The 25,315-nt window shown below is 33.5% G+C and carries 28 protein-coding genes; 12 read left to right on the top strand and 16 right to left on the bottom strand.

The window, feature by feature from the left end:
• Positions 1–278: 278 nt before the first annotated feature.
• Positions 279–1,607 carry a multicopper oxidase domain-containing protein gene (locus K5782_RS09485; protein ID WP_297466078.1) on the top strand — a complete coding sequence of 443 codons (1,329 nt, stop codon included), beginning with the start codon at positions 279–281 and terminating at the stop codon, positions 1,605–1,607.
• Here the strand turns inward: K5782_RS09485 and K5782_RS09480 are convergent, their stop codons facing one another.
• The 3 genes from K5782_RS09480 to K5782_RS09470 all read right to left on the bottom strand — a co-directional run bounded on the left by K5782_RS09480 (position 1,608) and on the right by K5782_RS09470 (position 3,298).
• Positions 1,608–2,141 carry a hypothetical protein gene (locus K5782_RS09480; protein ID WP_007551190.1) on the bottom strand — a complete coding sequence of 178 codons (534 nt, stop codon included), beginning with the start codon at positions 2,139–2,141 and terminating at the stop codon, positions 1,608–1,610.
• A gap of 158 nt (positions 2,142–2,299) precedes the next feature.
• Positions 2,300–2,686, bottom strand: a complete 387-nt coding sequence (locus K5782_RS09475) for a hypothetical protein (protein WP_297466048.1) — start codon at positions 2,684–2,686, stop codon at positions 2,300–2,302.
• Positions 2,687–3,148: 462 nt separating this feature from the next.
• A complete protein-coding gene (locus tag K5782_RS09470; RefSeq protein ID WP_297466047.1) occupies positions 3,149–3,298 on the bottom strand; it encodes a hypothetical protein in 150 nt (49 codons plus the stop codon).
• A 546-nt stretch (positions 3,299–3,844) separates the two neighbouring features.
• On the opposite strand from K5782_RS09470, the gene K5782_RS09465 reads away from it, so the two are divergent.
• A complete protein-coding gene (locus K5782_RS09465) occupies positions 3,845–4,012 on the top strand; it encodes a hypothetical protein (RefSeq protein ID WP_297466046.1) in 168 nt (55 codons plus the stop codon).
• Between the two features lie 331 nt (positions 4,013–4,343).
• Here the strand turns inward: K5782_RS09465 and K5782_RS09460 are convergent, their stop codons facing one another.
• From K5782_RS09460 to K5782_RS09440, 5 genes are all read right to left on the bottom strand, one after another.
• Positions 4,344–5,150 (bottom strand): transcriptional regulator, encoded by an 807-nt coding sequence (locus K5782_RS09460; RefSeq protein ID WP_048109966.1) that lies wholly within the window; start codon positions 5,148–5,150, stop codon positions 4,344–4,346.
• Positions 5,151–5,187: 37 nt separating this feature from the next.
• A complete protein-coding gene (locus K5782_RS09455) occupies positions 5,188–5,634 on the bottom strand; it encodes a hypothetical protein (RefSeq protein ID WP_297466045.1) in 447 nt (148 codons plus the stop codon).
• A gap of 282 nt (positions 5,635–5,916) precedes the next feature.
• Positions 5,917–6,057, bottom strand: a complete 141-nt coding sequence (locus tag K5782_RS09450) for an ester cyclase (RefSeq protein WP_297466044.1) — start codon at positions 6,055–6,057, stop codon at positions 5,917–5,919.
• 351 nt (positions 6,058–6,408) lie between these two features.
• Entirely contained in the window at positions 6,409–7,239 is an 831-nt protein-coding gene (locus tag K5782_RS09445; RefSeq protein WP_297466043.1) for an SDR family oxidoreductase, read from the bottom strand.
• Positions 7,240–7,280: 41 nt separating this feature from the next.
• A complete protein-coding gene (locus K5782_RS09440; protein ID WP_297466041.1) occupies positions 7,281–9,791 on the bottom strand; it encodes a DEAD/DEAH box helicase in 2,511 nt (836 codons plus the stop codon).
• Between the two features lie 106 nt (positions 9,792–9,897).
• Between K5782_RS09440 and K5782_RS09435 the strand changes: the two genes are divergently transcribed.
• Positions 9,898–10,671, top strand: a complete 774-nt coding sequence (locus K5782_RS09435; protein WP_297466040.1) for a site-specific DNA-methyltransferase — start codon at positions 9,898–9,900, stop codon at positions 10,669–10,671.
• On the opposite strand, the gene K5782_RS09430 is transcribed toward K5782_RS09435, so the two are convergent.
• Positions 10,672–11,019: a twin-arginine translocase TatA/TatE family subunit gene (locus tag K5782_RS09430; protein ID WP_297466039.1), complete on the bottom strand. Its 348-nt coding sequence runs from the start codon at positions 11,017–11,019 to the stop codon at positions 10,672–10,674.
• Between the two features lie 137 nt (positions 11,020–11,156).
• On the opposite strand from K5782_RS09430, the gene K5782_RS09425 reads away from it, so the two are divergent.
• Positions 11,157–11,471 (top strand): P-II family nitrogen regulator, encoded by a 315-nt coding sequence (locus K5782_RS09425; protein WP_297466038.1) that lies wholly within the window; start codon positions 11,157–11,159, stop codon positions 11,469–11,471.
• A gap of 19 nt (positions 11,472–11,490) precedes the next feature.
• Here K5782_RS09425 and K5782_RS09420 read toward each other — a convergent pair whose 3' ends face one another.
• The 3 genes from K5782_RS09420 to K5782_RS09410 are packed head-to-tail and all read right to left on the bottom strand — an operon-like array spanning position 11,491 to position 14,112.
• A complete protein-coding gene (locus K5782_RS09420; protein ID WP_297466037.1) occupies positions 11,491–12,648 on the bottom strand; it encodes an MFS transporter in 1,158 nt (385 codons plus the stop codon).
• Positions 12,645–13,334, bottom strand: a complete 690-nt coding sequence (locus K5782_RS09415; RefSeq protein WP_297466036.1) for a class I SAM-dependent methyltransferase — start codon at positions 13,332–13,334, stop codon at positions 12,645–12,647. The genes K5782_RS09420 and K5782_RS09415 overlap by 4 nt, the downstream gene beginning before the upstream one ends.
• Positions 13,335–13,386: 52 nt before the next feature.
• Positions 13,387–14,112, bottom strand: a complete 726-nt coding sequence (locus tag K5782_RS09410; protein WP_297466034.1) for an archaeal proteasome endopeptidase complex subunit alpha — start codon at positions 14,110–14,112, stop codon at positions 13,387–13,389.
• A gap of 121 nt (positions 14,113–14,233) precedes the next feature.
• Between K5782_RS09410 and K5782_RS09405 the strand changes: the two genes are divergently transcribed.
• Together K5782_RS09405 and K5782_RS09400 are read left to right on the top strand one after the other, a co-directional pair.
• Positions 14,234–14,620, top strand: a complete 387-nt coding sequence (locus K5782_RS09405) for a winged helix-turn-helix domain-containing protein (RefSeq protein ID WP_297466033.1) — start codon at positions 14,234–14,236, stop codon at positions 14,618–14,620.
• A gap of 74 nt (positions 14,621–14,694) precedes the next feature.
• Complete coding sequence (locus K5782_RS09400) at positions 14,695–15,969, top strand: Glu/Leu/Phe/Val dehydrogenase (protein WP_297466032.1); 1,275 nt, start codon at positions 14,695–14,697, stop codon at positions 15,967–15,969.
• Between the two features lie 2 nt (positions 15,970–15,971).
• Here K5782_RS09400 and K5782_RS09395 read toward each other — a convergent pair whose 3' ends face one another.
• Positions 15,972–16,349 carry a toprim domain-containing protein gene (locus K5782_RS09395; protein ID WP_297466031.1) on the bottom strand — a complete coding sequence of 126 codons (378 nt, stop codon included), beginning with the start codon at positions 16,347–16,349 and terminating at the stop codon, positions 15,972–15,974.
• Positions 16,350–16,398: 49 nt separating this feature from the next.
• Here K5782_RS09395 and K5782_RS09390 point away from each other — a divergent pair, with 49 nt between their 5' ends.
• The 6 genes from K5782_RS09390 to K5782_RS09365 all read left to right on the top strand — a co-directional run bounded on the left by K5782_RS09390 (position 16,399) and on the right by K5782_RS09365 (position 22,474).
• The gene (locus K5782_RS09390) at positions 16,399–17,082 is read left to right on the top strand and encodes a type 1 glutamine amidotransferase (protein WP_297466030.1); all 684 of its coding nucleotides are present in this window, start codon (positions 16,399–16,401) and stop codon (positions 17,080–17,082) included.
• A 42-nt stretch (positions 17,083–17,124) separates the two neighbouring features.
• On the top strand, positions 17,125–19,242 hold the full coding sequence (locus K5782_RS09385) for a 3-hydroxypropionate--CoA ligase (protein ID WP_297466029.1): 2,118 nt from the start codon (positions 17,125–17,127) through the stop codon (positions 19,240–19,242).
• A gap of 36 nt (positions 19,243–19,278) precedes the next feature.
• Entirely contained in the window at positions 19,279–20,040 is a 762-nt protein-coding gene (locus K5782_RS09380; protein ID WP_007551148.1) for an enoyl-CoA hydratase-related protein, read from the top strand.
• 91 nt (positions 20,041–20,131) lie between these two features.
• On the top strand, positions 20,132–20,482 hold the full coding sequence (gene erpA, locus K5782_RS09375) for an iron-sulfur cluster insertion protein ErpA (RefSeq protein WP_007402159.1): 351 nt from the start codon (positions 20,132–20,134) through the stop codon (positions 20,480–20,482).
• Between the two features lie 153 nt (positions 20,483–20,635).
• Positions 20,636–21,781 (top strand): DNA primase DnaG, encoded by a 1,146-nt coding sequence (gene dnaG / locus K5782_RS09370; RefSeq protein WP_007551147.1) that lies wholly within the window; start codon positions 20,636–20,638, stop codon positions 21,779–21,781.
• A gap of 9 nt (positions 21,782–21,790) precedes the next feature.
• Complete coding sequence (locus tag K5782_RS09365) at positions 21,791–22,474, top strand: DUF120 domain-containing protein (RefSeq protein WP_297466027.1); 684 nt, start codon at positions 21,791–21,793, stop codon at positions 22,472–22,474.
• Positions 22,475–22,486: 12 nt separating this feature from the next.
• Here the strand turns inward: K5782_RS09365 and K5782_RS09360 are convergent, their stop codons facing one another.
• Genes K5782_RS09360 through K5782_RS09350 form a run of 3 tightly spaced genes read right to left on the bottom strand, consistent with a single transcriptional unit; the run spans position 22,487 to position 25,314 of the window.
• Positions 22,487–23,104: an FAD synthase gene (locus K5782_RS09360; protein WP_297466026.1), complete on the bottom strand. Its 618-nt coding sequence runs from the start codon at positions 23,102–23,104 to the stop codon at positions 22,487–22,489.
• Positions 23,105–23,149: 45 nt separating this feature from the next.
• Entirely contained in the window at positions 23,150–24,187 is a 1,038-nt protein-coding gene (gene dph5, locus K5782_RS09355; protein WP_297466025.1) for a diphthine synthase, read from the bottom strand.
• On the bottom strand, positions 24,187–25,314 hold the full coding sequence (locus tag K5782_RS09350; RefSeq protein ID WP_007551141.1) for a M20/M25/M40 family metallo-hydrolase: 1,128 nt from the start codon (positions 25,312–25,314) through the stop codon (positions 24,187–24,189). The genes dph5 and K5782_RS09350 overlap by 1 nt, the downstream gene beginning before the upstream one ends.
• Position 25,315: the final 1 nt, after the last annotated feature.

Here is a 25,315-nt window from a genome sequence, read left to right as displayed (position 1 = left end):
GTAATTTTGTATTACAACAAATACAACGAATAAACTCTGTTTGCAAAAAACGGGCACAAATTGAGCACCATTTTAGTCCATTTTGATACTTTAATCCTCCGTCAAATCGTTTTGTTTTAAAATCTACACATTGTCCCTTACATCTTGGTGCCAAGATAAATCTACAAAATCTATTCCAGATAAGATTGATGTATACAATTACTAGCAAATGTTTGCACAATAAACGTCTTCATTAAAAGTAATGTTGAACCATTTGTTTTGTGGACAGAACTATTACCATGATGATTGTAGTTGCATGCTTTGGTGTTGCCCTTGGTATGGTTTTTTTCGTAATGGATACTCCATTACAGTCGTTTGCAGAAAATCAATCTGTCCACAATTCCCCCATAACACGAACCTATACTGTTATAGCTGAAGATACTACACTTGAGATTGCTCCTGATACTAGAGTTGAAGCTTGGACATACAATGGAACTATCCCTGGTCCAACATTAAGAGCAACAGAGGGAGACAGAGTGATTATTAATTTTATCAACAATGGAAAATTACCGCACACAATGCATTTTCATGGTGATCATAATGAAAAAAATGACGGCGTATTTCAAGAAGTTCTTCCAGGAGAATCATACACTTATGACTTTATTGCAGAACCAGCTGGTGCTTTTATGTATCACTGCCATGTAATGCCAGTATCATCTCATATCAGAAATGGATTGTATGGTGCATTCATTGTAGATCCAAAAGAAGGAGTGGAACCTGCCAGAGAATATGTTCTAGTCAAAGGAGAGTATGATTTAGAAGACCAAGAGACATGGACACCAGATTATGTTTTCTTTAATGGATACGCTGATCAATATTGGTTTAACCCATTACCTGCAGTTACAAATGAGTTAGTTAGATTATACTATATTGACATGGGTGCAATACCTGCATATGGATTTCATATTCATGGAACAATATTTGATACTATAATATCTGGTATTTGGGAAAATGAACCAATTAAAACTCAAACATGGGAGGTAAGTCCTGGAAATGCTGCAATATTTGAGGCTAAATGGAAGGAGCCTGGAAGGTATCTATTTCATTTACACGGAACTCCTGAGGAACGAGGCACAATGGCATACTTTGATGTAAAAAATCCACCGCCAAATGCAATTGACGGCATAGATGTTTCCAAAACAAAATCAATTGATATGTGGAATTGGCAAAAACAAATCTTGACTGATTTACAACAAGCAGATTCTGATGCAAAGATTACGCAAACAACTACAGTTACATCTGGACATGAACAACATAGTATTCTAGCTCAAATTCAAGTTGAGTCTGAAATAATTGAGACAAATATTTGTGATATTGAAAAAGACTCTGCTGTAAAGACATCCAATAAATCATATTATCCTAAACTAACTCAGATAAAATCTGGAGATACTATTTCTTGGACAAACAAAGACGTATCGGTTCATACTGTAACAAGTAAAGACGATTTATTTGATTCTGGAATGATGATGCCAGGCGATACATTTAAGCAAAAATTTGCTGAAGTTGGATTGTATGACTATTATTGTATGCTTCATCCATGGATGACTGGAACAATAAAGTCAGTATGATTATTTTTCAAATACAATTTTCATCATATTGTCATTTATTTCAGAATCTATCTTTTTTTCTAAAACATCATTGAAAATTAATTGTAGTACTGTTTTGTGATACAATGACCAATTGTATCCTAAATCATGTTTTATGATATAGGTATGTTTTCTATTTTCTTCTGTATGATTCATTTCAAAATCTGAAATCTTCATTCTTGTTACAAACCATGATACAAACGAATCAATATCCATAGTTCCTTTCATAAAAGTTGCAATATCTGATACTATGCTATGTCCAATTTTTTCTGCCAATTCAACAGTTTCTTTCTCAGTTAATTTTTTAAACAATGCACTTACAATTGGTTTTGCAATTGGTACCATGCCTACTTTAGGCTCAAACATATCCCATTCTGTATATCTTGAAAAAATCCTATTGGCTAAAACATTCAAGCTTATTCCTTGAGATTCTGATTCTTTCCTAATCTTATCTAAAATATTACTGTCTAGTCTAAATGACATAGTTTCTGTCTTCTTTTTTTGTTCATCAGTCAAGTGTTATCTTGCAATCATTGTTCATTAATAATGTGTTTTGATCTCTAATCGTAATTACAAAAATAATGTTACTAGCCAAGCCGCTAGCATCAAAATAAGCTCTTAGGTGAGTCTCTACGGAGTTGAATCTAGGATTGAAGGATTGATAGGATTCATCTTTATTCCACTCTTTTGTAAATCACTCTAAATTCTTGAGCAATACTATAAGCCAAATTCAAAAATTGAGTTAATTGATTCATCGATGTTTTTCCTTTACTAAATTGTTTTAATATTATAAATGACTTGAGATAGAAATTTTGAGGTGGCTCTACATCACCTTTCCATATGGAAAAACATTCTTCTACATCAAGACACATGTGAAGAATAAACTCACTCCATTCAGATAAAATGATTTGTCCAGGTATGTGGTTTAACACTGACTCTGCTATGGTTCTTAATTCGTGACGTCTATTAATCAAAAGTAATTCCATTGCCTTTTCTACTTTTATGTTGTCTGAATATCCATATCTTCGTAAAAAATCTTGATTATTTTGTACTACTTGCATATTGTGTTATACATTATGATTTTGTATTAATGGTATTAACAGATTCAGCTGATTCATCATAACCTTTGTTGAGTATCATCTATCATTAAGAATTACATAATGTATTGTATGAATAATAATGTAGAAAAATTTGCCAGCCCATGGAGCACACTGATTCATGTACCGTCCAAAAAAGTGGTGAAACATGATCTTTTTTTGTTGGGGATTGGAGCAATAATCTGGATTGGGTTCGAAGTTTTGGTTTACGGAAAGGTAATTGGAATATGAACATGAGAATCATGAAAAAGATTTGCATTATGTGTGGAAGGTTTCATAGCTCTGATGTGTCAAGTAGTACGCAGTATGACTATTGCTCAAAGAGTTGCAAGCTTGACATTTGATCATTTTTTACATGTTAAAATGGTCTTTAGAATTTAGTGAATGACAAATGAATTATGCCATCACAAGTAAATAATAAAAATATTAAGGGGAACCAGCAATTAGGTAAACGCCTATTCCTATTCCTATAACAATGCCAATTCCGATACATAATAGATCAAATGCAACTACTTTTCTAAAAGATGCATGAACCATTTTATCCCACGAACTTTCTTTTTTAGTCTCATCAGGCATAATCTGTATTCAGAATATGTTGTGTATTATAGTTAGCGTATTCAAACCATCACTAATGAGACAATTTGAATGAGATACCGCTCTAAGCTGAATTTATGATGATACAGCTGTTTTTGATACTAACTATCATTAATCTTGGTGAGCATTAGGAATAATGAAAATGAATCCAAGATGCAATCACAAAAATACTGTGCATGACACAAGTACACGAGAAATATTGTGTGTTGCCTGTGGAATAGTTACAAATGGTTTTAAGAAATTTGTAAACAGGAATCCTACCAAAACAAGAAAAATATACGTTAGAACATTCCACAAAAAAACAATAAAAGGATAAATCGACATTAATCAGATATATTTTTGATTAAAAGTTTCTATCATCATAGCAAATAGTTAGAAATCTGTCAAAATTTCCTATTTATCCCAACATTTTTTTGAAAATTAGCATGTTGTATATTACAATGTAATTTTGTAAATTAACAGATACAGCTTAATCATCATAACATTTGATGAGTACAGTCTATCATATACTAGTGTGTATTACATAATATGAACAACAATATTCAAACACAAAAATCAATTAGCACTTGGGACATGATGGTACATGCTCCAATCAAAAAGGTTGTAAAATTCGGTCTTATCTGCACTGGAATTGGTGTAGTGATTGGGATTGGATTGGGGGCATTTATCGTGCTAGAAATGCCAGGAGTGCTATGAAAAAATGATCGATTTAGTACAGGAAATAAAACATAAGAAAAGACAAAGTCTGAAAAGAATGCCAAGACACAAAACATCTTATTATTTATTTCACATAGTTGCAGTGGTTTCAATTATTTTACTCACCATCATGTTGTGAGGAAGAATAATTGTCTCACAAAACTCACAATCATCAAAAAACAGAATCAATGATAAAAAATGTAAAAAAGAGAACTGTGGAGACAACATGTTTTGTGTGTGGAATTGAAATCATTCAATATTATAGTGATAGTTACAAAGGAGAACGAGGATGGTGCCTTGGATGTGGATCAGATTTTCCACTGGAGTGAATCTATTCTTCTTTTAGTTTGCTTTCCCTGAATGTACCTGAATTGTGCCAACTATATCTGAAATAGTCAAGACACCACTCATGAAATCTAACATCGTTTCCATAAAACGCATACCCGATGTTTGATTCACCTTTTCTGTCAGGAAATGAGACACATGCCTCTTTTTCATTTAAGGCAACTACTACCAAAACTTGTTTTGACATTTTTCTTTCAACTATTCCATTTTCTAAGAGACTACTAAAACCAAATTTCTCCAGCGTCTTTTTTCTTCCCCTTGGAACGATACAATCTTCTGACAAAATGTAGTTTATCTTTACTTTATCATCTTTAGCTTTTTTTATCAAAGGTTCTATAAGATCATTTGAAACCTCTGAATGCATCTCATAGATGTATTCGTTAGCGTTTTTGTAAATTGATTTCCACTGTTCAATCACTTTGGTAAAACCCTTGATGTAAGTTCCAGTTGACAGTGCGCCTATGCGTTCGATAAATTTTACAGGAAGATCTCCAAAGTCATGTTCCTGGAAATACTTTCTGTTATTTGAGAAAAACATCATTGTAGGAATCTGAGTGCACATTGTAGTTCCATAAATTGTAAGATGATAGTAACCCTCATTATCTTTTTCAATAAATCCTGATTTTGCCAATCTCTCAAAGTTTCTGTGGACTTCCTGTACGGTAGAATCAAGTGTCTTTGCCATTGGGGATACTTTTGATTTTTCTTGCATCAAGTGAAACAAAATATCAAGTCGCTGCTCGCTTGCAAGATCCAGAAAGTCACTACTTGCACTCTTGTAGTTATTTCCCATTTTATTATTTACAGGCGTACAGAATCTAAACCTTGCTTCAACAAGGGTCTAGAATCTGTGCAAAACAACTATCGTCTGTCACCTGAAATATTTTTTTAACCAATTCTTTTGAATCTGTCTTGTTGGAAGATATGACAAGCACAGTTCCATAAATGGTGGGAATTGTTAGCGTTGTGATTTTCTCTCTTTCGGTGATGCAATGACCAAATCTGCCAAGATTCTTATCATGATCGCTTTGCATTGATATGTATAGCCTGGCTTGCATACATATCATATCCAAATCTATATTTTCTAGATTTTGTATCATCTTGTTTTGCTTTTTGGCAAAGTCAACCAATCTTCCGTGGTCATTGATTATTCCAACAAATAAGACATTCTGATCCAAACGCAAGATAGATTTGCACAAGTTTAGATAACTTGTCTTATCAAGATGAGAAATCATTTTCATTTCATTTCTCATTGCATTTTGCTCATAAAAAGTCAATTGCGGAATAACTCCATAAAGTTACAATCTAGGCAAATTTTTGCCTGAACTTTTTTCCATGGTTGTTCTACATTTACTGCTACGTTTGTGTTGCTAACAATAATTTGGTTTGAACACTTTGGGCATTTTTCCATGTCTATGTTATGTTTTGGTTATTCATTAGTTCAGGTAACAAAATTAGCTGTATTTTCACAGTTACAGCTGAACAAAACAATCTCAAAGGTTATTGAAATTAAACTGAGATTCCACTGACAAATTTGTATTTTTAATAATTAGAAATTGTTACTGTTTCATTATCTCTGCATTGTCCCAGAATAGGTGTTCTTCAGCTATTCGACCATCTTCCCACTTTGCAACCGTGGCCATTGTTACCTTGAATGATTTTCCAGTAGGTGGGATTGAATTGCCATCTTGTAAAGGCATTGGTTGTGAGAATTGGTGTATGTTTTTCTTTTATGCGTGAATAATCATTGAAAACCTCTCGGGTTCATGCGTGAAAAAAATTAAAAATGAATCTGAATTGATGATAAAATTGGTTTTCACTAGTTATCATGCGTGAATCATCATTAATGTTATCATTGTTCATTCACAATAAAATTCTCTAGTTGACACAAGCGCCATCATAATTCACGCATACGATTCATAAGTGCATATTATTTTGACATGAAAAAACACTACCGTACACCTTATCGTACACTTTTTGTCCGATTATACGCATAAAGTGTACTATATCTTATTTTTTAAAATTAAAAGAATTAAACAAGCTAAATTTTATCATGTTGAAAATAATTCTTTTTTGAGATAATTTTCAAATTCTGTATCTGTTTTAGCCCTTTTTGCTTCTAAAAACATCTGTGCATCATTTCCTACCACATACCTTGGCTTTGGTTCTTTTTCGTTAATTGCCTTCAATATTGTAGTGGCCACTTCTGATGGGGGAGTTCCAAGCTCTGCCATCATTTTTACTCCCATGATCACCTTTTCAGTGATCTCTTTGTATGGTGAATCTGGTTTAGGTTCTGCAATCTTCATAGATGAGAAAAAGTTTGACTTTATTACACCGGGTTCAATAATGACTACTTTGACTCCAAATTGTCCCAATTCATATCTTAATGATTCAGATAACCCTTCTAATGCAAATTTTGAGCTAATATATGCAGGTGATCCTGGAAACCCAATTTTTCCTGCAACTGAGCTAATGTTTACAATTACACCTGATTTCTGTTTTCTCATAACTGGTGCAATTTTTTGAATTATACTTATTATTCCAAAGAAATTTGTTTCAAATTGTGCTCTAAAGTCTTTTACTAGTACATCTTCAACGCTTCCAAACAATCCCCATCCAGCGTTATTTACTAAAACATCAATCTGTTGTTTTTTTGAAAGAATTTTTTGAACTGCAGTACTAATTGATTTTTCATCATCAACATCTAACTCAATAATTTCTATCTTTAGGTTTTCTTTTTTTGCAATTTGTACTATTTTTTCTGCTTTTTTTACATCTCTAACTGTAGCAAATGTGTAAAATCCATCTCTTGCAAGAGACAGACAAGTTTCATATCCAATTCCAGAAGTTGTTCCAGTTACAATTGCTACTTTTTCCATATTGTTTATAGAAATTTGTTATATTTATCCCATTTTGATTTTTAGACTAGTGGTTTGTCTCCTTCTGTTGGTTCTTCTAGTTTAGTTTTTTCGCCATTGTTGATTCTTTGAAGAATTTCTAATGCAGAATATTTGTGAAGATATTCATTGTTATTTCCACATCTATAAGAGAATGTACAACGTGGACAACCTGCCTCACTTTGACATGGACACTCTTTTACAATAAACATACTTCGCTCAAGTGCTTTCTCAAATCTATCAAATAGTGCCTTACTTGCCCCATTTCCACCAATTGCTCCATCGTAGATGAAAATCAAGCCTGAAGTCCCCAATGATATGCCTCCTAAATCTTGAGATACTCCTCCAGTTATCATGTTACTGCCTTCAATCACAACATGTTCTGTTGCATGATACCCACTTGCTTCAGTATATTCTTCATCTTCTGCTTTTTTAATTTCATTTATCGGTCTTGGAGCATGAAACACAATTCCTTTTGTGATAAAATCATATTCTAAAGGAGAATCTAGTAAGACTTTTTGACCTTGAGTGATCTCTTGTCCCAATTCTATGTTGACATAACCATAGACTTTCTTTTGAATGTGTAATTTGCAAAATGCAACTTCTATTCCATATGCTTTTCTTGTCTCAAAAATTGTTTCAATTGTAGGCCACTCTTCTGTTAATGCTTTGGTATAATACGGATAGTCTCTGGATATTTTTTCTAGCTTTGCAAAATTTCTTTGAGGATATCCGCATTCTTTTACTCTGTATCTTACTCCTGCAAGAAAGTAAATTGCATCTTTATGAAGTTCTTCTAATGCAATTGGAAGTACTCTGTCTCCGACTTTTTTTTCATTTAGGAAAATATCTAATGATTTTCCAATTCCTCTTATGCTGTAATCGTTTAACAAAGAAGAGATCTTGTCAAAATTTGGTATGATTCTGTTATTGTGCACTATTAGATTTTCATTTTCTATGTGTTGTCTGATAATTCCTTCATGTTCTTTTAGTTCGTGTTTTGAAATTGGTCTGTCACACGCCATTGCCAATACTTGAAACTCTTCTACAAATGGATTCTTTGGATCAATGTATGTTTTTTCAACATCTTCAAAATAATCATCTGGATGATTCTTGTAATATTGTGAAATTGGATCGTTACCAAGTGCTAAAAATGCATAACCCCTTTGTCCTTTTCGTGCCGCTCTGCCGATTCTTTGGATCAATCTGTTTACTGGAATTGTGGATGAAATCACACAATCCACGTTTCCAACATCTATCCCAAGCTCAAGCGTAGGCGTGCATGAAATGGCCTGGAGTTTATCGCTCTTGAACTCTTGTTCTACTGACTTTCTATAATTTGCCATTAGGCCAGCCCTGTGAACTTTGATGTTGATTTTTTGTTTTCTTGCTTGAATTGCCAAAAGTTCTGAATTAAGATGTGAATTATTGAATACCATTGTCTTGTGATTTTTTTCAGTCATCTTTTTTGTCAAATCAATCATCAGTAACCGCTGAGTTCTAAGTGATGGAAATAACATTACAAAATCTGTCTGTCCTTTTTTTCCAGAACCGTGAATTATTTTCATCCTCACTCCAAACAACTGTTCGCAAAAATTTTTAGCATCTTCTAGAGTTGCAGATGCTGCAACAAATTGTATTTTATTGCTACAAATTCTTTTCAGTCTTTTAATTATGTAATGGACATTTGAGCCAAAAATTCCTGAGTACACATGTGTCTCATCTACCACCAATACTTTGATAGTTGAAAGCAAAGATGAAAATTTTGTTTGATGCCAAAGATGGTAATGTACTACATCAAAATTTGTAACAAGTATGTGTGGCGGGCTATCTAAAATTTCTCTTCGCTCTACTTGTTCAGTATCTCCATCAAAAACTTTAACTTTAATTCCAATTTTTTCTGCAAACTTTAAGATTTTTGGATATTGATCCCTTGAAAGAGCTTTTGTAGGGTAAACAAATACTGCAAAAACTCCTTTAACATTATTTGATTCTTTTTTTATTTTTTGAATTACTGGAATCAAAAATGCCTCTGTTTTTCCAGATGCTGTAGGCGCTTCAATGATTACATTTTCTCCAAATGCTACCTCTTGAATTGATTCTTCTTGAAATTTGTAAAACTGATTAATTCCAATATCTTTTAGGTGATTGCTTATTGATTCATCCAACCCCAAGTCTTCAACATCGCTGCCCATTTTAGGCTCAGGATTAGTCAGAACCTTGTACTGTGAAATGAAATCTCTTTTTGAAAAAAGAATATCTTCGGTAGTCTTGTCTGGATTGTTATTTCCAATCATCTCCTTGATCTCTTTTTCGTCTCTGATGATCCCTTCGTTTTTTAGACCTTCTGAAATCCCTTTTTTTGTAACTAATCCCTCATCAAATCTTGAAAGAAATTCTAAAAATACCTCATCAATGTTTTTTGAAAATTCAAGTAAATCCTCTATTCCGCAACTACATGAAATGTGAATTTTTTTGTTGAATGTTTTTTGTATCTCTAGTTTGGATTTACAATTTGGACAGGAAAATTTCAAGCTAAACTTGATTTAATCTACTCAAGATTTATTGGTTGACTGTTAATATTGGCAAAAACAGTATTCCACGACATTATTAAACGAGGATACCTCCTTGATTTTAAAAATGGAGAAAATCGAAATTAACAAAATTTACAATATGAATTGTATTGAAGGGATGGGACTAATTCCTAAAAATAAAATTGATTTGATTATCACTGATCCTCCATTTGCTATTAATTTTAAGGCTACAAAGGCAAATTATAATCGAACTTCTTCTAGAGTGATGCAAGGTTACAACGAGATAAAGTCTGTCGATTATTATGATTTTACATATAATTGGATGAAAGAAGCATTTCGGATTCTTAAAGATACAGGAAGCATGTATGTTTTTTCTGGATGGAATAATCTGAAAGATATTCTAAATGCATTAGATGACGTGGGTTTTATCACAATTAACCACATTATTTGGAAATACCAATTTGGTGTTGTAACCAAAAGAAAATTTGTTACTTCTCACTATCACTGTCTTTATGTTTGCAAAAATGATAAACAAAGAAAATTTTATCCATTTTCTAGATTTAAAAAAGATTCTAAAACTAATGAAGGCCGTAGTCTACATTATCGGGATAAAGAAGATGTGTGGGAAATTAAACGTGAATATTGGACAGGTGATGACAAAACACCCACTAAATTACCTGCTGAGTTAATTGAAAAATTATTACATTATTCTAGTGAGAAAAAAGATATTGTGTTTGATCCATTTCTAGGGTCTGGACAAGTTGCAGTAGTTAGCAAATCCTTGAATAGACAATATCTTGGATTTGAAATTGTACCTGAATATTATAAATTTGCAAAAAAAAGACTAGATAAAAATCTCTATCGAATTAAATCTAATTAACTACACTTTATTTTCTGAATTATCTGTTTTTTTTGGCCCCATTTTATCTGAAATTATTTTCCGGAGTTCATCATCTGATTTTTCTTTAGAGTTTACTCCAAATGATTTTGCAATCATCTCTAGTTTTTGTCTTTCTGTCTCCATGGGTTCTGATGTATCCAGATTTGTATCTGAAACACTTTTCATCTGACTTTGAACTTCGTTTTTAGCTCTGTTAAATTCATTTACAGCTTTTCCTAATTTTCTTGCAGCGCTTGGAAGCTGGTTGGTTCCTAAAATCAACACTAAAGCCACAAAAATTATGATTATCCATTCGCTACCCATTATGTTTAATGAATAATCAAACATAGAATAAAATCGACTTATTTGAAATTAAATGTAATGTTTTTGAAATTTTAAATCTCTATTTTCACAAGTTCATCTCTGAAAATCAACTTCGAAAATGTCCCTATTGTTTTAAAAAACAACTATTCTTATGTTGATTAATGAAAAAAATAGAAGTAATTGTTAGACCTGAACTTAAAGACAAAACTATAGCTGCAATTAAAAAAATTGGCGTTGGAGGAGTGACTGTCTGTCATGTTCAGGGTCAAGGATCAGATGATCCACCACTAGTTGGGCAATATTTCTCTAAAGATTTGATAATTTGTGTTGTAGATGATCCAAAATTAAATGACATCTTAAATGCAATTGCAAAAGTTGCATGTACTAAAACAAAAGGCGATGGTAAAGTCTTTGTCACTGCAGTAGAAGATGCACTTGATATTTGTACACAAAAACGGGGAACTATCTCAATCTAGTTTAATTTCAATTATTTGATTAGATCTTTTGTATTTTTTTTGGTTCTAGTTTATTTCTACATGTGATAGCTAAAATTGTAATTGCAATTCCGATTATAAAAAATACAATATATGGTGATTGATTTCCAAATGACTGTGCTATTGGTCCTCCTACTGTAGGTCCAATTACCCAACCTATTCCAAAAACTGTCTCATATGCCCCAATTATTTTTCCTGATATTGCATTACTTGTTTTACTAAGAATTATTTCTAGAGTCAATGGGAAAAATATGCTAAATCCAAATCCCATCAATACAAGGGCTGCTGCAAACATGATAATGGAATCTGAAACTGCAGAAATTAACAATCCAATAGAAACTGCAATTGTAGCTGCAATCAATGTCTGACTGGTTCTTTTTGCAAATTTGCCTGTTAGTGCAAGCGAAATAACTCTTGAAATTCCAAACGCAAAATACAATAACAAAATGTCTATATCTGACATTCCATTATCATTTAAGAACGCTGGATAGATTGAAAGAATTATTCCAAACGATGAGGTACAAAAAATTAATAAAATTATGACTTCAGGAAATCTTTTCATCTCTTTAATTGATAAAAATGAAAATTTCTCATGATGATTTGTAACACTCTTCCTAGAAATAACAAGTGCAAAAATTATGGCACTAGCCAAAATAAATGCAGTTATTTGAAATAGAATTCTATATGTGATGTCTAGTCCTTCAAGAAACACTGTGCCTAGTAATGGGCCTATCATAAATCCCATCACAAAAAACATTGTAAACAATGAGATGTTTCTGACTCTAGTTTTTTCATTGCTTTCATTTGCAATAATGGATTGACACGGTGGCCAAAAAAATGCATGAGCTATTCCTGTCATTACTCTGAATCCCATTATCTCTGGAACCGTTTGTGCTATTGATAGAAGATAGATTGATGCTGAATTGATTGCTGTACCTATTGCTAAGATGTAACCGTTATTGAATTTGTCAAGAAGAATTCCTACAAATATTGGAATGAACATGTATGGAATGAAATTTGCTAGTCCGATAAAACCAAGTTCAGAGTATGATGCCCCGATAATATTTTTTGCAAATACTGGTAATATTGGACCGTGTAATCCATAAGAGATTCCTATGATTAAGCCTGTGAGATTTACAAGTACTAGTGTTCTGTTCATTTGTATGCGGCAACCATTATTGCTCCGCCCATAAGATCTTTCTCAAATTCTACTTTGGAAAATTTTTCGAGCAATAGTTTTTCAAGCTTTTTGTTTTGTGGCCATCTTTTGTATGTTCCATAAAGAGTACCAAATTTCAAACCTAGTCTTCCTCCTGCAATCAATGCTAGTACTGGAAGAATAAACTTGAGATAAAATGAGACGCCAGCTCTTATCATTGCTCCGTCTGGCTTTCCTAAATCTACAATTACAAATCTACCTTCATTTTTTAGCACTCGATGAATCTCTGATATTGCAATTCTCAAATTAATGGCATCTCTTAGAGAATATCCGCACAAGACTGCATCAAATTCTTCATTTTTAAATGGAATGTGTTCAAAAACACCATTAACTAAATCAGGTACTTTCTCAAAATGAGTTCCAGTATTTTTTAACATTGGTACAAGAGGATCGTAAAGTGTGATTGAAATTTTTCCATCGCATATCTTTAAGGCAGTTTTGGACATGTTTCCAAAACCTGATCCTGCATCGAGAATTTTATTTCCTGGAAGTACCCTTCCTGTAATTCCTCTGTTCCTATGTTCTACATCTTTTCCAAGAGATATGTATGAATTTACTTTATCATAAATTGGTATAATTTCACGAAGTACTTCGATGACTTCTCCCCAATAACTTCCTAATCCCATGTTTATCGTTCTTACAGACTAGTTTGAATAGTTTTCAAATCTAAATTCAAACTTAGGATATTGTAAATTTAGATGCATTTTTAGAATAATTAAGTAAATCTGTCTCTGATACTTTCTCAAATATTTTTTTCTCAGTAGTGACTTTGGCCATTTTAATGTGATTCAAACTTTCTTTTTGTTCTGCTTTTAGATTAATTGCTGCGATTGCAAGTGCTGCGGCATCACTCAATGACATGTTTTTATTGTAATGTTTTTCTAAAAATGCATTAACGTCATCAGACCCTGATCCTATTGCAACTGCTGCATATTGGACATAGGTTCCACTAGGATCAGTCACGTAGATTGATTCTCCTTTTTGATCAACTCCGGCAATTATCAGGGCAACTCCGTTAGGCCTTACTCCTGAATATTGTGTAAATTGATGAGATTGATCAGCTAAGTGTTTGGCAACAGTTGCAACCTCTACAGATTCATCATAAGTCATTTTATTACCCTGTGAAAAGAATCTTGCATTATCTACTTGAACACGTGCGTCAGGAATGTATCCTGCAGCTGCTACTCCTATGTGATAATCTACTTGAAAAATTTTCTGTGTAACGTTTAATGTTTGTAAGGCTCTTGGTTTTTCCTCGACTGCCATGATGACTCCTTCTTTACTGCAAACACCTATTGCTAGTGTGCCTCTTTTTACTGTCTCAATGGCATATTCTACTTGATAAATTCGCCCGTCAGGGGAATACATTGTAGGGGTCATATCGTACCCACGTGATGCCATCATGTTGTATCGATTCCCTTCTTAGTCAATTTAAGGGTAATTGTCATTCGTTAATTTGTATTAGATTTGGATAAGATCTGGAAATAGTGTTTTAAGCAATTTTCTCACATAATACGCAAGGAACATGACAAGTACTCAATTATTAGAATTCAAAGAACTCTTGAGATCTAAAACCAAAACTGAACAAAGAAAAGTCGATAAACAGACAAGTAAACTGCTATTTTATTTATTCACCAGCACTAGAGGTGGATTTACAAGATTAAGAATAATCATGCTCTTACTTGAAAGATCATATAATACACATCAATTAGCACAGGAACTTGATCTGGATTACAAAGCTGTTCAGCATCACATGAAAGTACTTGAAAAAAATAACATGATCTTAAAACTTGGTGATAAATATGGCGCAATTTTTCATTTATCTACATTTTTAGAAGTTAACATCAGTGCGCTTGATATGGCAATAGATAAACTAGATCGGAAAATAAATCACAAAAAGGTTTACCTTTAATCAAATCCATATGATATGCGATCTGACACTTTGAACTAAACTTAATATAATATGCTGTTTCAAAGTCGATCGTCTTGGTAAGTCTAGATCCATTTGCAAATGCAACAAAACAAGTAAACGATGCATGTGATGTTCTTGGAATTAAGGATAAAGGTTTGCGAGAATATTTAGCAACACCAAATAAAGTTCTTAGAATAAAAATTCCAGTCCGAATGGATAATGGGCAAATTAGAAATTTTATTGGTTTTAGAAGTCAGCATAATAACGATCGAGGTCCATACAAAGGTGGAATTCGATACTTTAACCCTGAAGGTGGAGTTGAATACATGGAACGTGAAGTCATGGCTTTATCTTCTTGGATGACTTGGAAGTGTGCAATTGTGGATATTCCATTGGGAGGAGGTAAAGGTGGAATCTATGTTAATCCAAAAACTGAAAAACTAAGTGATGGTGAAATGGAAAGACTCACCAGAGGATTTGCATATAAAATATTTGAAATAATTGGACCAGGTAAGGATATTCCTGCACCAGATGTCTACACAACTGGTCGAGAGATGACTCAGATTATGGATACGTTTAGCAAATTAAATGGAAATGTGTATGCTCCTGGTGTAATTACTGGAAAACCAATTTCGATGGGCGGTTCACTTGCAAGAAACGTTGCAACCGGTTTAGGTGTTGCATACTGTGTAAGAGAAGCAGCAAAAGCAATCAAGCTTAATTTGAAAGGAGCCAAAGTTGTTTTACAAGGCTTTGGAAACGCATCTACATTTGCTGGAGAATATTTAGAAAAGATGGGTGCTAAAGTAATCGCTGCAAGTGATTCTAAAGGTTCAATCTCAATTCCAAATGGAGCAAAGGTCAGCAAGTTGCTTGAATTTAAAGAAAAGAATAAGACCGTAGTTGGATTCCCTGGTAGCAAGAAAATCTCAACTGAGGAATTGTTAACAACAAAATGTGATGTTCTAGTTCCAGGTGCATTAGAGAATCAAATCAATGCAAAGATTGCAAATAATCTCAAATGTAAAATTATTGCAGAAGCTGCGAACGGTCCAACATTACCTGAAGCAGACCCTATAATTTTCAAAAAGAATATTTTAGTAATTCCAGATATTTTGGCAAACTCTGGTGGTGTATGCATTTCATATTTGGAGTGGGTTCAAAACAACATGGGTTACTATTGGTCTTTTGATGAAGTTGCAAACAAGATGGAAGGTAACATCACAAAAGGTTTCAAAGATGCGTACGCATTAGCAAAAAAGCATAAAATTGACATGAGACGAGCTACTATGGCTTTGGCAGTAGGTAGAGTTGTGGAAGCCTTTAACCAAAAAGGCATTTGGCCATAATCTTAGACTAGATACGATTCATAACAAACTAGCTGTTCAACAAATCTTATTTTTCCCTTGGTAATTGTTGTAAGCCTTCTTTTAAAAGAAAGATCAATTTTGATTCTACGTTCTAAAAGATGAATTGTTTTTCCTGTAAGATGTCTGCCTTTTCGATCTCTGTCAAATAAAATTATTAATTTTTCATAATGAGCAACAGAATCTGCAAAGTTTACAATTCCTCCAAATTTATGAAACTCGATTATTTTGCCAGAAAATCCTATGTTTTTTAAAGCGGTAGCATCATTTTTTCCTTCTACTACAACAACACTATCTTTCATTAAATTTAGTTGAAATACAAATTTTTTAAGATCTTGAATTTCTTGCTCTGTAACAAGCACAGCATTATACTTGCTTTAACATATTAATCGCTTTTGCTAAAAAATAATTATGTCTGATGTTTTGATTGTTCACAATACCAGAATTGAAGGTTCAGGGTATTTGGGTGAACTTTTACAAAAAGACGGGTTTCTTATTGATTCTGTAAATGCAAAACATGAAAAACTTCCAGAAAAAAATTATTCACTTGTAGTGATCCTAGGCGCTCCTGAAAGTGCTAATGATAACTTTGATTATCTAAAAGCAGAACAACGACTAATTAAAAAAACTGTAGAGAGTAACGTACCGCTACTTGGAATTTGTTTAGGTTCACAATTGATTGCAAAAACTTTTGGTGGAAAAGTTTATCCTGGTACACAAAAAGAAATTGGATTTTACCATGATTTGAGAATTGATAATAATTCTAAATTGTTTTCTGGATTTACAAATCCGTTTACTGTGTTTCATTGGCATGGTGATACTTTTGATTTACCTGAAAAAGCAATTAGATTGGTTCATTCTAAAAATTATTCTAATCAAGCTTTTCAAATTGGCAGTGCTGTTGGATTGCAATTCCATATGGAAGTTGATGAGGAAATGATTAATCTTTGGCTTGATAAGACTCAGGAAAAACTAGAACTAATTCCATACATCGATCCTAAGAAAATACGTTCTGATATCGATGAAAATATTTCAATTGTTAAAAACAATATGGACAATTTTTACACTAATTTCAAATCAATGTTTCATCTTTGACCAAAGTTTAATATACAGAGTTTCTGTTTCATCGATCTAACCATGAATTCTGTGACAAAAGTTTTCGAGGAAGTAATTCAAACAAGTCATAAAGTTATCACAGAAGAATCATCAAAATCTATACTCAAAACATATGGTGTCAAAGTTCCTCCTTTTGCACTTGTTACCACTGCTGAAGATGCAGCCAAACAAGCAAAAAAGATTGGATTTCCTCTTGTTATGAAAGTTGTATCTCCACAAATTTTACATAAAACTGATGTTGGTGGTGTCAAAGTTGGACTAGATAACGTCAATGATGTCAAAAAAACATTCAAGGACATGTATGGTAGATTATCTAAAAAGAAAGGAGTAGAAGTTAAAGGAATTCTTCTTGAAAAGATGGTTCCAAAAGGTGTTGAACTAATTGTTGGTATTCAAAATGATCCTCAATTTGGTCCTGTAATTATGGTTGGTTTAGGTGGCATTATGACTGAAGTCATGAAGGATGTTGCATTTCGCATGTTACCTATTACAACTTCAGATGCAAAATCTATGATTAATGAACTCAAAGGTTCAGCACTGCTCAAAGGATTCAGAGGAAGTGAACCAATTGATACAAACATGGTTGCAAATATGCTTGTACAAATCGGAAAACTAGGAGTAGATAATGCTGATTATATCAACAGCATTGATTTCAACCCTGTAATTGTTTATCCAAAATCCCATTTTGTAGTTGACGCAAAAATTATTTTAAATAAAGAAATCAAAAAGAATTCAATCTCAAAAGCTAAACCAAACATCGAGTCCATGGAGTCATTTTTTACTCCAGAATCTGTTGCACTGGTTGGTGCATCTTCTACACCTGGAAAGATTGGCAATTCAGTATTGATTGCACTTGGTAAACAAGATTACAAGGGTAAAGTATTTCCAATTAATCCTAAACAAGAATCAATTCTTGGAATCAAGTGTTATCCAACACTAGATGCAATTACTGAAAAGGTTGACTTGGTTGTTGTTTGTATTGATCTTGCAGAATGTGGTCCTATCATGGAGACATGTGCAAAGAAAGGAATTCATAATGTTGTAATTGTTTCTGGTGGAGGCAAAGAGCTTGGTGGTGATAGAGCCACAATGGAAGCTCGAGTAAAAGAATTATCTCTAGAACACAAAATTCGTGTAATCGGTCCAAACTGCATTGGAATGTTTAACGCTGCAAATCGTCTTGATTGTGCATTCCAAGGACAAGAGAGAATGGTCCGTTCAAAATTAGGAAATGTTGCATTTTTCTCACAAAGTGGAACTATGGGAATTAGTATGCTGGAAAGTGCTGATGTATTTGGATTATCTAAAATGATTAGCTTTGGTAATCGTTCTGATGTTGATGAAGCAGATATGATTTGGTATGCCGCAAATGATCCTCAAACCAAAGTAATTGGCTTATATGTTGAAGGATTTGGCGACGGTAGAAAATTCATCAATACTGCTAAACGTGTAATGAAAGAGACAAAGAAACCTATTGTAATTTGGAAGAGTGGAAGAACTGCAGCCGGTGCAAAACAAGCTGCATCACATACTGGTTCTCTTGGTGGTTCCAATGCAATCATCATGGGAGCATTCAAACAAGCAGGAATAATTTCAGTTGATAGCTATCAAGAACTTGTTGGAGTCTTAAAGGCACTAGCATGGCAACCTCCTGCAAAAGGAAATCGTGTTGCCATGACAAGTAATGGTGCAGGTCCAATGATTGGTGGAATTGATCAATTAGAAAGATTGGGTCTTACTATTGGAAAGTTGTCTCCACCATTACTCAAAAAGATGAAGGAACGCTTCCCACCTACAGTGCCAATTCATAATGGTAACCCAGCAGATGTTGGTGGCGGTGCAAACGCAGATGATTACAAGTTTGTCATTCAACAATTTCTTGACGAAAAGAATATCGATATTGCTATGCCTTGGTTTGTTTTCCAAGATGATCCACTAGAAGAAACAATAGTTGAACATCTCGCTGAATTATCAAATAAAAAAATAAAACCAATTTTGGCTGGAGGTAATGGTGGTCCATATACCGAGAAAATGAGAAAGCTAATTGAAGCAAATAAGGTTCCTGTTTATAGTGATCTTCGCACTTGGGTTGCAGCTGCATCTGCATTAGCTCAATGGGGCAAAGTACTCGGAAAATAGAGAACATTTAAGTTTCACATATCTTGGAAAATTAACATGTCATTAGTTACCACATCAACTTCTAATGGTATTTGTACTGTCAAAATCAACAGACCTGACAAACTTAATGCCATGAATAGTGATGTTGCAAAAGAACTCATCAAAACTTTTGAAAACCTGGACAAAGATGATAATGTCAAAGTAATCATCTTAACTGGTGAAGGAGAAAAAGCATTCTCCGCTGGTGCAGATATTGAATACATGTCAAAAATCTCTCCAGATGAATCAGTTGCATATGCAAAAACAGGACAACTTGTAACAGCTACAGTTGAACTTGTAAAACAACCGACAATTGCAGCCATCAACGGTTTTGCACTTGGTGGTGGCTGTGAACTTGCCATGTCATGTGACATTAGAATTGCAGCAGACACAGCAAGACTTGGTCAGCCTGAAGTTACAATTGGAATTCCTCCTGGATGGGGTGGAACTCAAAGATTGATGAGAATTGTAGGAATAGCAAAAGCAAAAGAACTTGTCTATACAGGTAAAATGATCAAAGCAGACGAAGCAAAGGAAATTGGTTTAGTAAATCAAGTAGTACCACTTGCTTCCCTTCAAGAAGAAGCTTTGAAAATGGCGCAACAAATTGCTGCCAATTCTGTAATGGGAGTTCAAATGTCAAAGGTTGCTATTAACAAAGGAAGAAATGCAGATCTTGATACTGGACTTGCAGTAGAACTACTTGCTTGGAGAAATTGTTTTACTCATCCTGATAGAGAAGAACGCATGACAGCTTTTGTAAATAAATCTAAAAAATAAGCTATACCTAACTTCTTTTCTTATTTTATTGAATTACTAGTAGGCTCAGGGTGAAAAGCTTATTATAATTTGAATCGTCAATTGTAACATTATGGCATCTGAACAAACACAGAAAATGATCACTGTTTCACCTAAAGCAGCTGAAAAGATCAAAGAATTCATGAAAGAAGAAGCCGATAACCCACAATACCTTAGAGTATATGTTCAAGGTGGCGGTTGTTCTGGCCTGTCTTATGGCATGGGTTTTGAAAAAGCACCAGAAGAAGATGACTTGGTCATGGAAGAAACTGGTATCAAGCTGCTTGTAGATAGTTACAGCGTTGATCATCTAAAAGGTGCAAATGTAGACTATATTGAAAGCCTAATGGGATCTGGATTTAAAATCAATAATCCAAATGTTACAAAATCCTGTTCATGTGGTCATTCCTTTAGCACTGAATAAACAAACAACATTTTTCATTTTTTGATTAACTAGTGTAAACTGTACTTGGAATATTTTTTATAAAATTACATTTCTTTCTTGAAAATCCTTGCGATACCCTCATATATCGAGAATAGACACCAAAATTATGATAATTAAGGAGATGAAGAAAGTATGTCCAATAAATCAGGAATTGTCAAATATCATGTTAAACTTTCCTTTGAAGTTGACGGACTTGTTGAACGAGCAGATATAATCGGGGCTATCTTCGGTCAAACCGAAGGATTACTAGGCCCAGAGATGAATCTGAACGAACTACAACGAGTTTCAAAAGTAGGTCGCATAGAAGTAAACACAAAATCTACTTCTAATACTACAAATGGTGATGCTCTTATTCCAATGAGTACTGATATTGATACTTGTGCATTAATTGCTGCAGGAATTGAAAGCATTGATAAAGTTGGTCCATTTGATTGTGTCTTCAAATTAGAAGCAATCGATGACGTAAGAGCAGCAAAAAAAGATGACATTGTAAGACGTGCTAAAGAAATCAAACAACGTTGGGCTACAAAAACAGTTAGTGAAGGCGAAAGTATGTTAAAAGATGTTCATGAGGGTGATTCTAAAAGACTATCGACTTATGGTCCATCTAAATTAACATGTAGTTCTGGAGTGTTTGATTCTAAATGGATAATTTTAGTTGAAGGTAGAGCTGATGTCATTAATCTTCTAAGAGCTGGTTATGATAATGCAATTGCAATTGAAGGTGCAAAAATTGATGAATCAATTAAAGAGTTATGTGCCTCAAAAGACACTGTAGTTGCATTTATTGATGGAGATCGAGCTGGTGGTTTTATTCTAAAAGAACTAACATCAGTTGTAAAGATTGACTATGAATTAAGAGCAGATACTGGAGTAGAAGTTGAAGAATTAACTCCACAAAGAATAGATGAAATTCTAAGACCAATTGCTGATGAAATTAAACATGGAAAACCTGTAGCTGTTTTGAAAAGCTCAGATGATAAACCTGTAGCTGAAATAGCATCTAGGATTTTTCCAAATCTAAATGAGACACTTGAAGCTGTAGCATTAGACGAGAATGAAAAAGAAATTTTCAAAGTTCCAATCAGTGAAGTAGTTAGCAAACTCTCAACACAATCTGGCATCAAATATCTTTTATTGGATGGTATTATCACACAGAGACTTTTAGAAGGCGCCAAAAACGCTGGAATTCAATGTGTTATTGGACACAGAGTTGCAAAATTAACAAACTCTGATGGGCTAAATCTAAAAACATTCGGTGACCTAGGCGTAGCATAGGGTTACTTGATGACTGAACTAAAAATTCAGCACATACTCACCCTCACTTATCTTCTTTCTAAAGGTGCAAAGAATAATTTTGTTACAATTACTACTAATTCCTTAGGTAAAAATATAAAAAAATCACAACAGGCTGCATCAAAACACTTGCTTGAATTAGAAGATAATCAATTCATTGAAAGAATAATCAATGGAAGAAACATTTCTGTAAAAATTACTTCAAAGGGATTTTCTGAAATGGTAAAACTATCTACTGCACTCCAAAAAAGTCTTCATTCATCACCATCATCTGTTGAGCTTAAAGGAACTATAGTTTCTGGAATGGGTGAAGGAGCATACTATATGTCGCTAAAAGGATATACAAAACAATTCAAATCTAAAATTGGTTACATCCCATATCCTGGGACTCTTAATGTGAAATTGAATAAAAAAGTGCATCAAGAAGCTATAAAGCAATTTGAAAGTCTAGATGGAATTAAAATTGATAGTTTTTCAGATGGGAAAAGAACCTATGGATGGGTTAATTGCTTTCATGCAAAAATTAATCAATCTATTAACTGTGAATTGATAATTCTTGAGAGAACACATCATGATGATTCTATAATTGAATTAATTTCTGATGTCTGTATTAGAAAAACTGGAAAACTTGAAGATGGTTCACCAGTTACTGTAACCATTCCAATTAATTCATAATTTTATTATCTTCTAAATTCCGTGAATAGACTCACCATATTCTTTTTGAATTTTTGAGCTCGAACTCTCAGGAATTGGTGATTGTAGTCTTGCAACTTTTGCATCAAGATTTATTTTTTTACATCCTTCTATGATGAATTTCTCTTGATGTACCTGATCATATCCTAATGCAATTATCTGTGGTTTTACAAGATTTACAGTCTTGAAAATATCATCTTCTTGGCCTATGAGACAAAGATCTACCATGGAGAGTGAATTGACCAACTCTTGTCTTTGTTCTTTACTGTGCAGTGGTTGTCTTTTTTTCATTTTTATTGCTGTGTTATCTGTGGCTACAACTACTACCAAAACATCACCCAATATTTTTGCGGCATTAAGAGTATGAATGTGTCCTGGATGAATTATATCAAAAACTCCTCCGGCTAAAACAACTCTGAGTGAAGACCTACCTAATTCAGTTAAAGCGCTTTTATCTTCAGTAATTAATTTATTTTTTACCAGTTCATCAATTTTTGAATTAATAGTATTTTCAGTGAATCCTTTTTTTGTTTTAAGATTATCTTTGTATGATTTACCAGTTATTCCTGATAGGTAGATCTGTGTCAAAATTATTTTTTCAATTAATTCCAATGTTCTTTTTTAAAACTACTCTCACTTTAATTCATCGATAAAATATCACATTTTTGGTTCTAGACCTTTTGCCAATCTGAGTGCATCTACCAAACCGTCTGCATAACCTATACTCAAAATTGCAACTTCATCTTGACCTTCTTCAAGAAATTTCTCTGCATCTTGAATGTATAATTCAGCATTTTCAAGAATCACACTAAATTCTTTCTGATCTTTATAGTATGGTGTAATTTCTTCTAGTGCTTCTCTTACCATTGGAACATATTTTTTCATCATTTGAATGGAAATTTTCTTTGTTTCTTCAGAGTTGTCTTTTGGTTCATCTAAACATTTTCCTAGTATTTTTAACGCATCAGATTCTGTAAAATGAAGTCTTCCAGTTATGATAATTGTGTGTGGTGGCTTGCCAAAATCTATTTTTTTTAGACTAGAAATTTTTCCTGATATGATTGATTGATCTTTAAATCCAATTCGTGATGCGACTATTGCGTATGTTGATAAATTTATCACATTTCTTTTTTGTCCTTTTTCAGTTTCTATTAATCCCATCAACGCATCTTTTGGGTCCATAAAGAAATTTTTGTCTTGATTATACTCTAATAGTAATATTGTATGATTCCCTTCTATGATGTTTTTGTAAATTACATAGTATGGAGTTGTTAGTGATTTCATTTCGCTCATTATTGTTGCAATTCTTCCAACTTTGTAAAAGTGAAGCCCACACTCTCCTATCATTGAGGTTAAAGATGAAGATGCATGAATTGAGTGGGTCTTTATCTTTTCTTGAATGGCTCTGGTTCTTAATTCAATATGTGTAGTGGCAATGTAAGGATCTCCATAGGATAACAGTACTACTTTTTTTGATTTTGCATGTTTTAAAATTTCAGTTCCGTCTTCAACTAGCCATCTTTTACCTTCTCTGATTTCACCATTTGTCATTTTTTTGATTTTTAACAAGTCTGATTTTCCAATTGGACTGGTAAATTGTTCAAGGTAAATGATGTCTGCTTTTGATAAAACTTCTAGAGCTTCAACAGGAATTGATTTGGATCCTGAAATTCCTAAACCAACAAACCAAAGCATTACTGCATGTTTTTATCATGTAGTCTTTTTAAATGGTGTATCATTCTCTTTAAAACTTCAATTCCTCTTAGGTATTCGTCAATGGATACTTTTTCGTCTATCGTGTGAGCTTCATGTGGATCTCCTGGACCATAGGTGACTACAGGAATGCTCCATTGGTTTCCTATTACATTCATGTCTCCAGTTCCAGTTTTTCTAATTAAAGTTGGTCTTGTATGTTCCACATCCATGACTCCTAAAGTAAATGCTCTGACTATGGCAGAGTTGTGAGGCGCCTCAAAAGGTTCTGTCTCATCAATAATTGAATAATATGCTTCAACCTGTCTTTTTTTTGCTATTTCGTTTACAAGTACAGAAATTTTTTGTTCAACTAGCTTACAATTAGTATCTACTGGAATTCTGATATCAAAAGTGGACACACATTCTTTTGGTGTAACGTTGTGGCTAGTTCCACCATTTATTTCAGTTAATGTTGCAGTAAGCAACATTCCTTTACTTTTTTTATCTTGATCTGCTTCTAAACCTTTTTTGAGTTCTTTTGAAAAGATCATTGTTTCTTCAATTGCATTTTTTGAAAGCCATGGTGCACTTGCATGTGCACTGTCATTGACGCTTACTTTGAGATTGATTGCTAATCTTCCTTTGTATGCAATAGTGACTTGTTTAATTCCACTTGGTTCGCCAAATACTGCATAATCTATATCCATGTGATTTTTTACTAGGTTCTTCACTCCAGTTGCATTTCCTTCTTCATCTACGGTACCTACAAAAATCACAGTACCGTTATTGTTTTGCACTGATGCTGCGGCAAACAACATTGCCATTAGTGGAGCCTTTGCATCTGAAGCACCACGACCATAAAGTGAATCTCCTTCTTTTCTAACTTTGACTTTTCCTGGAACTACATCCATGTGTCCACATAGTAATATTTTTGGTGATCCTGTACCTTTTTTTGCAATTATGTTTCCTACCTCATCTATGTGAATGTCTTCAAATCCTAGATCATCACATTTGTCTGCAAGAAATTCTGCCATTGCTTTTTCGTTAAGTGAAGGTGTGTACAGTCTAAGTGCTTTTTCTAGCATCTTTACTGCAAATCTTGGTGTTACTGTAAATGTTGTTTCCAAT

It is taken from the genome of Nitrosarchaeum sp. (assembly GCF_025699065.1).
In the GTDB taxonomy this organism is placed as follows: Archaea; Thermoproteota; Nitrososphaeria; order Nitrososphaerales; family Nitrosopumilaceae; genus Nitrosarchaeum.
Note: the sequence above shows the minus strand (reverse complement) of the source record. Positions and strands in the feature narration are given on the sequence as shown.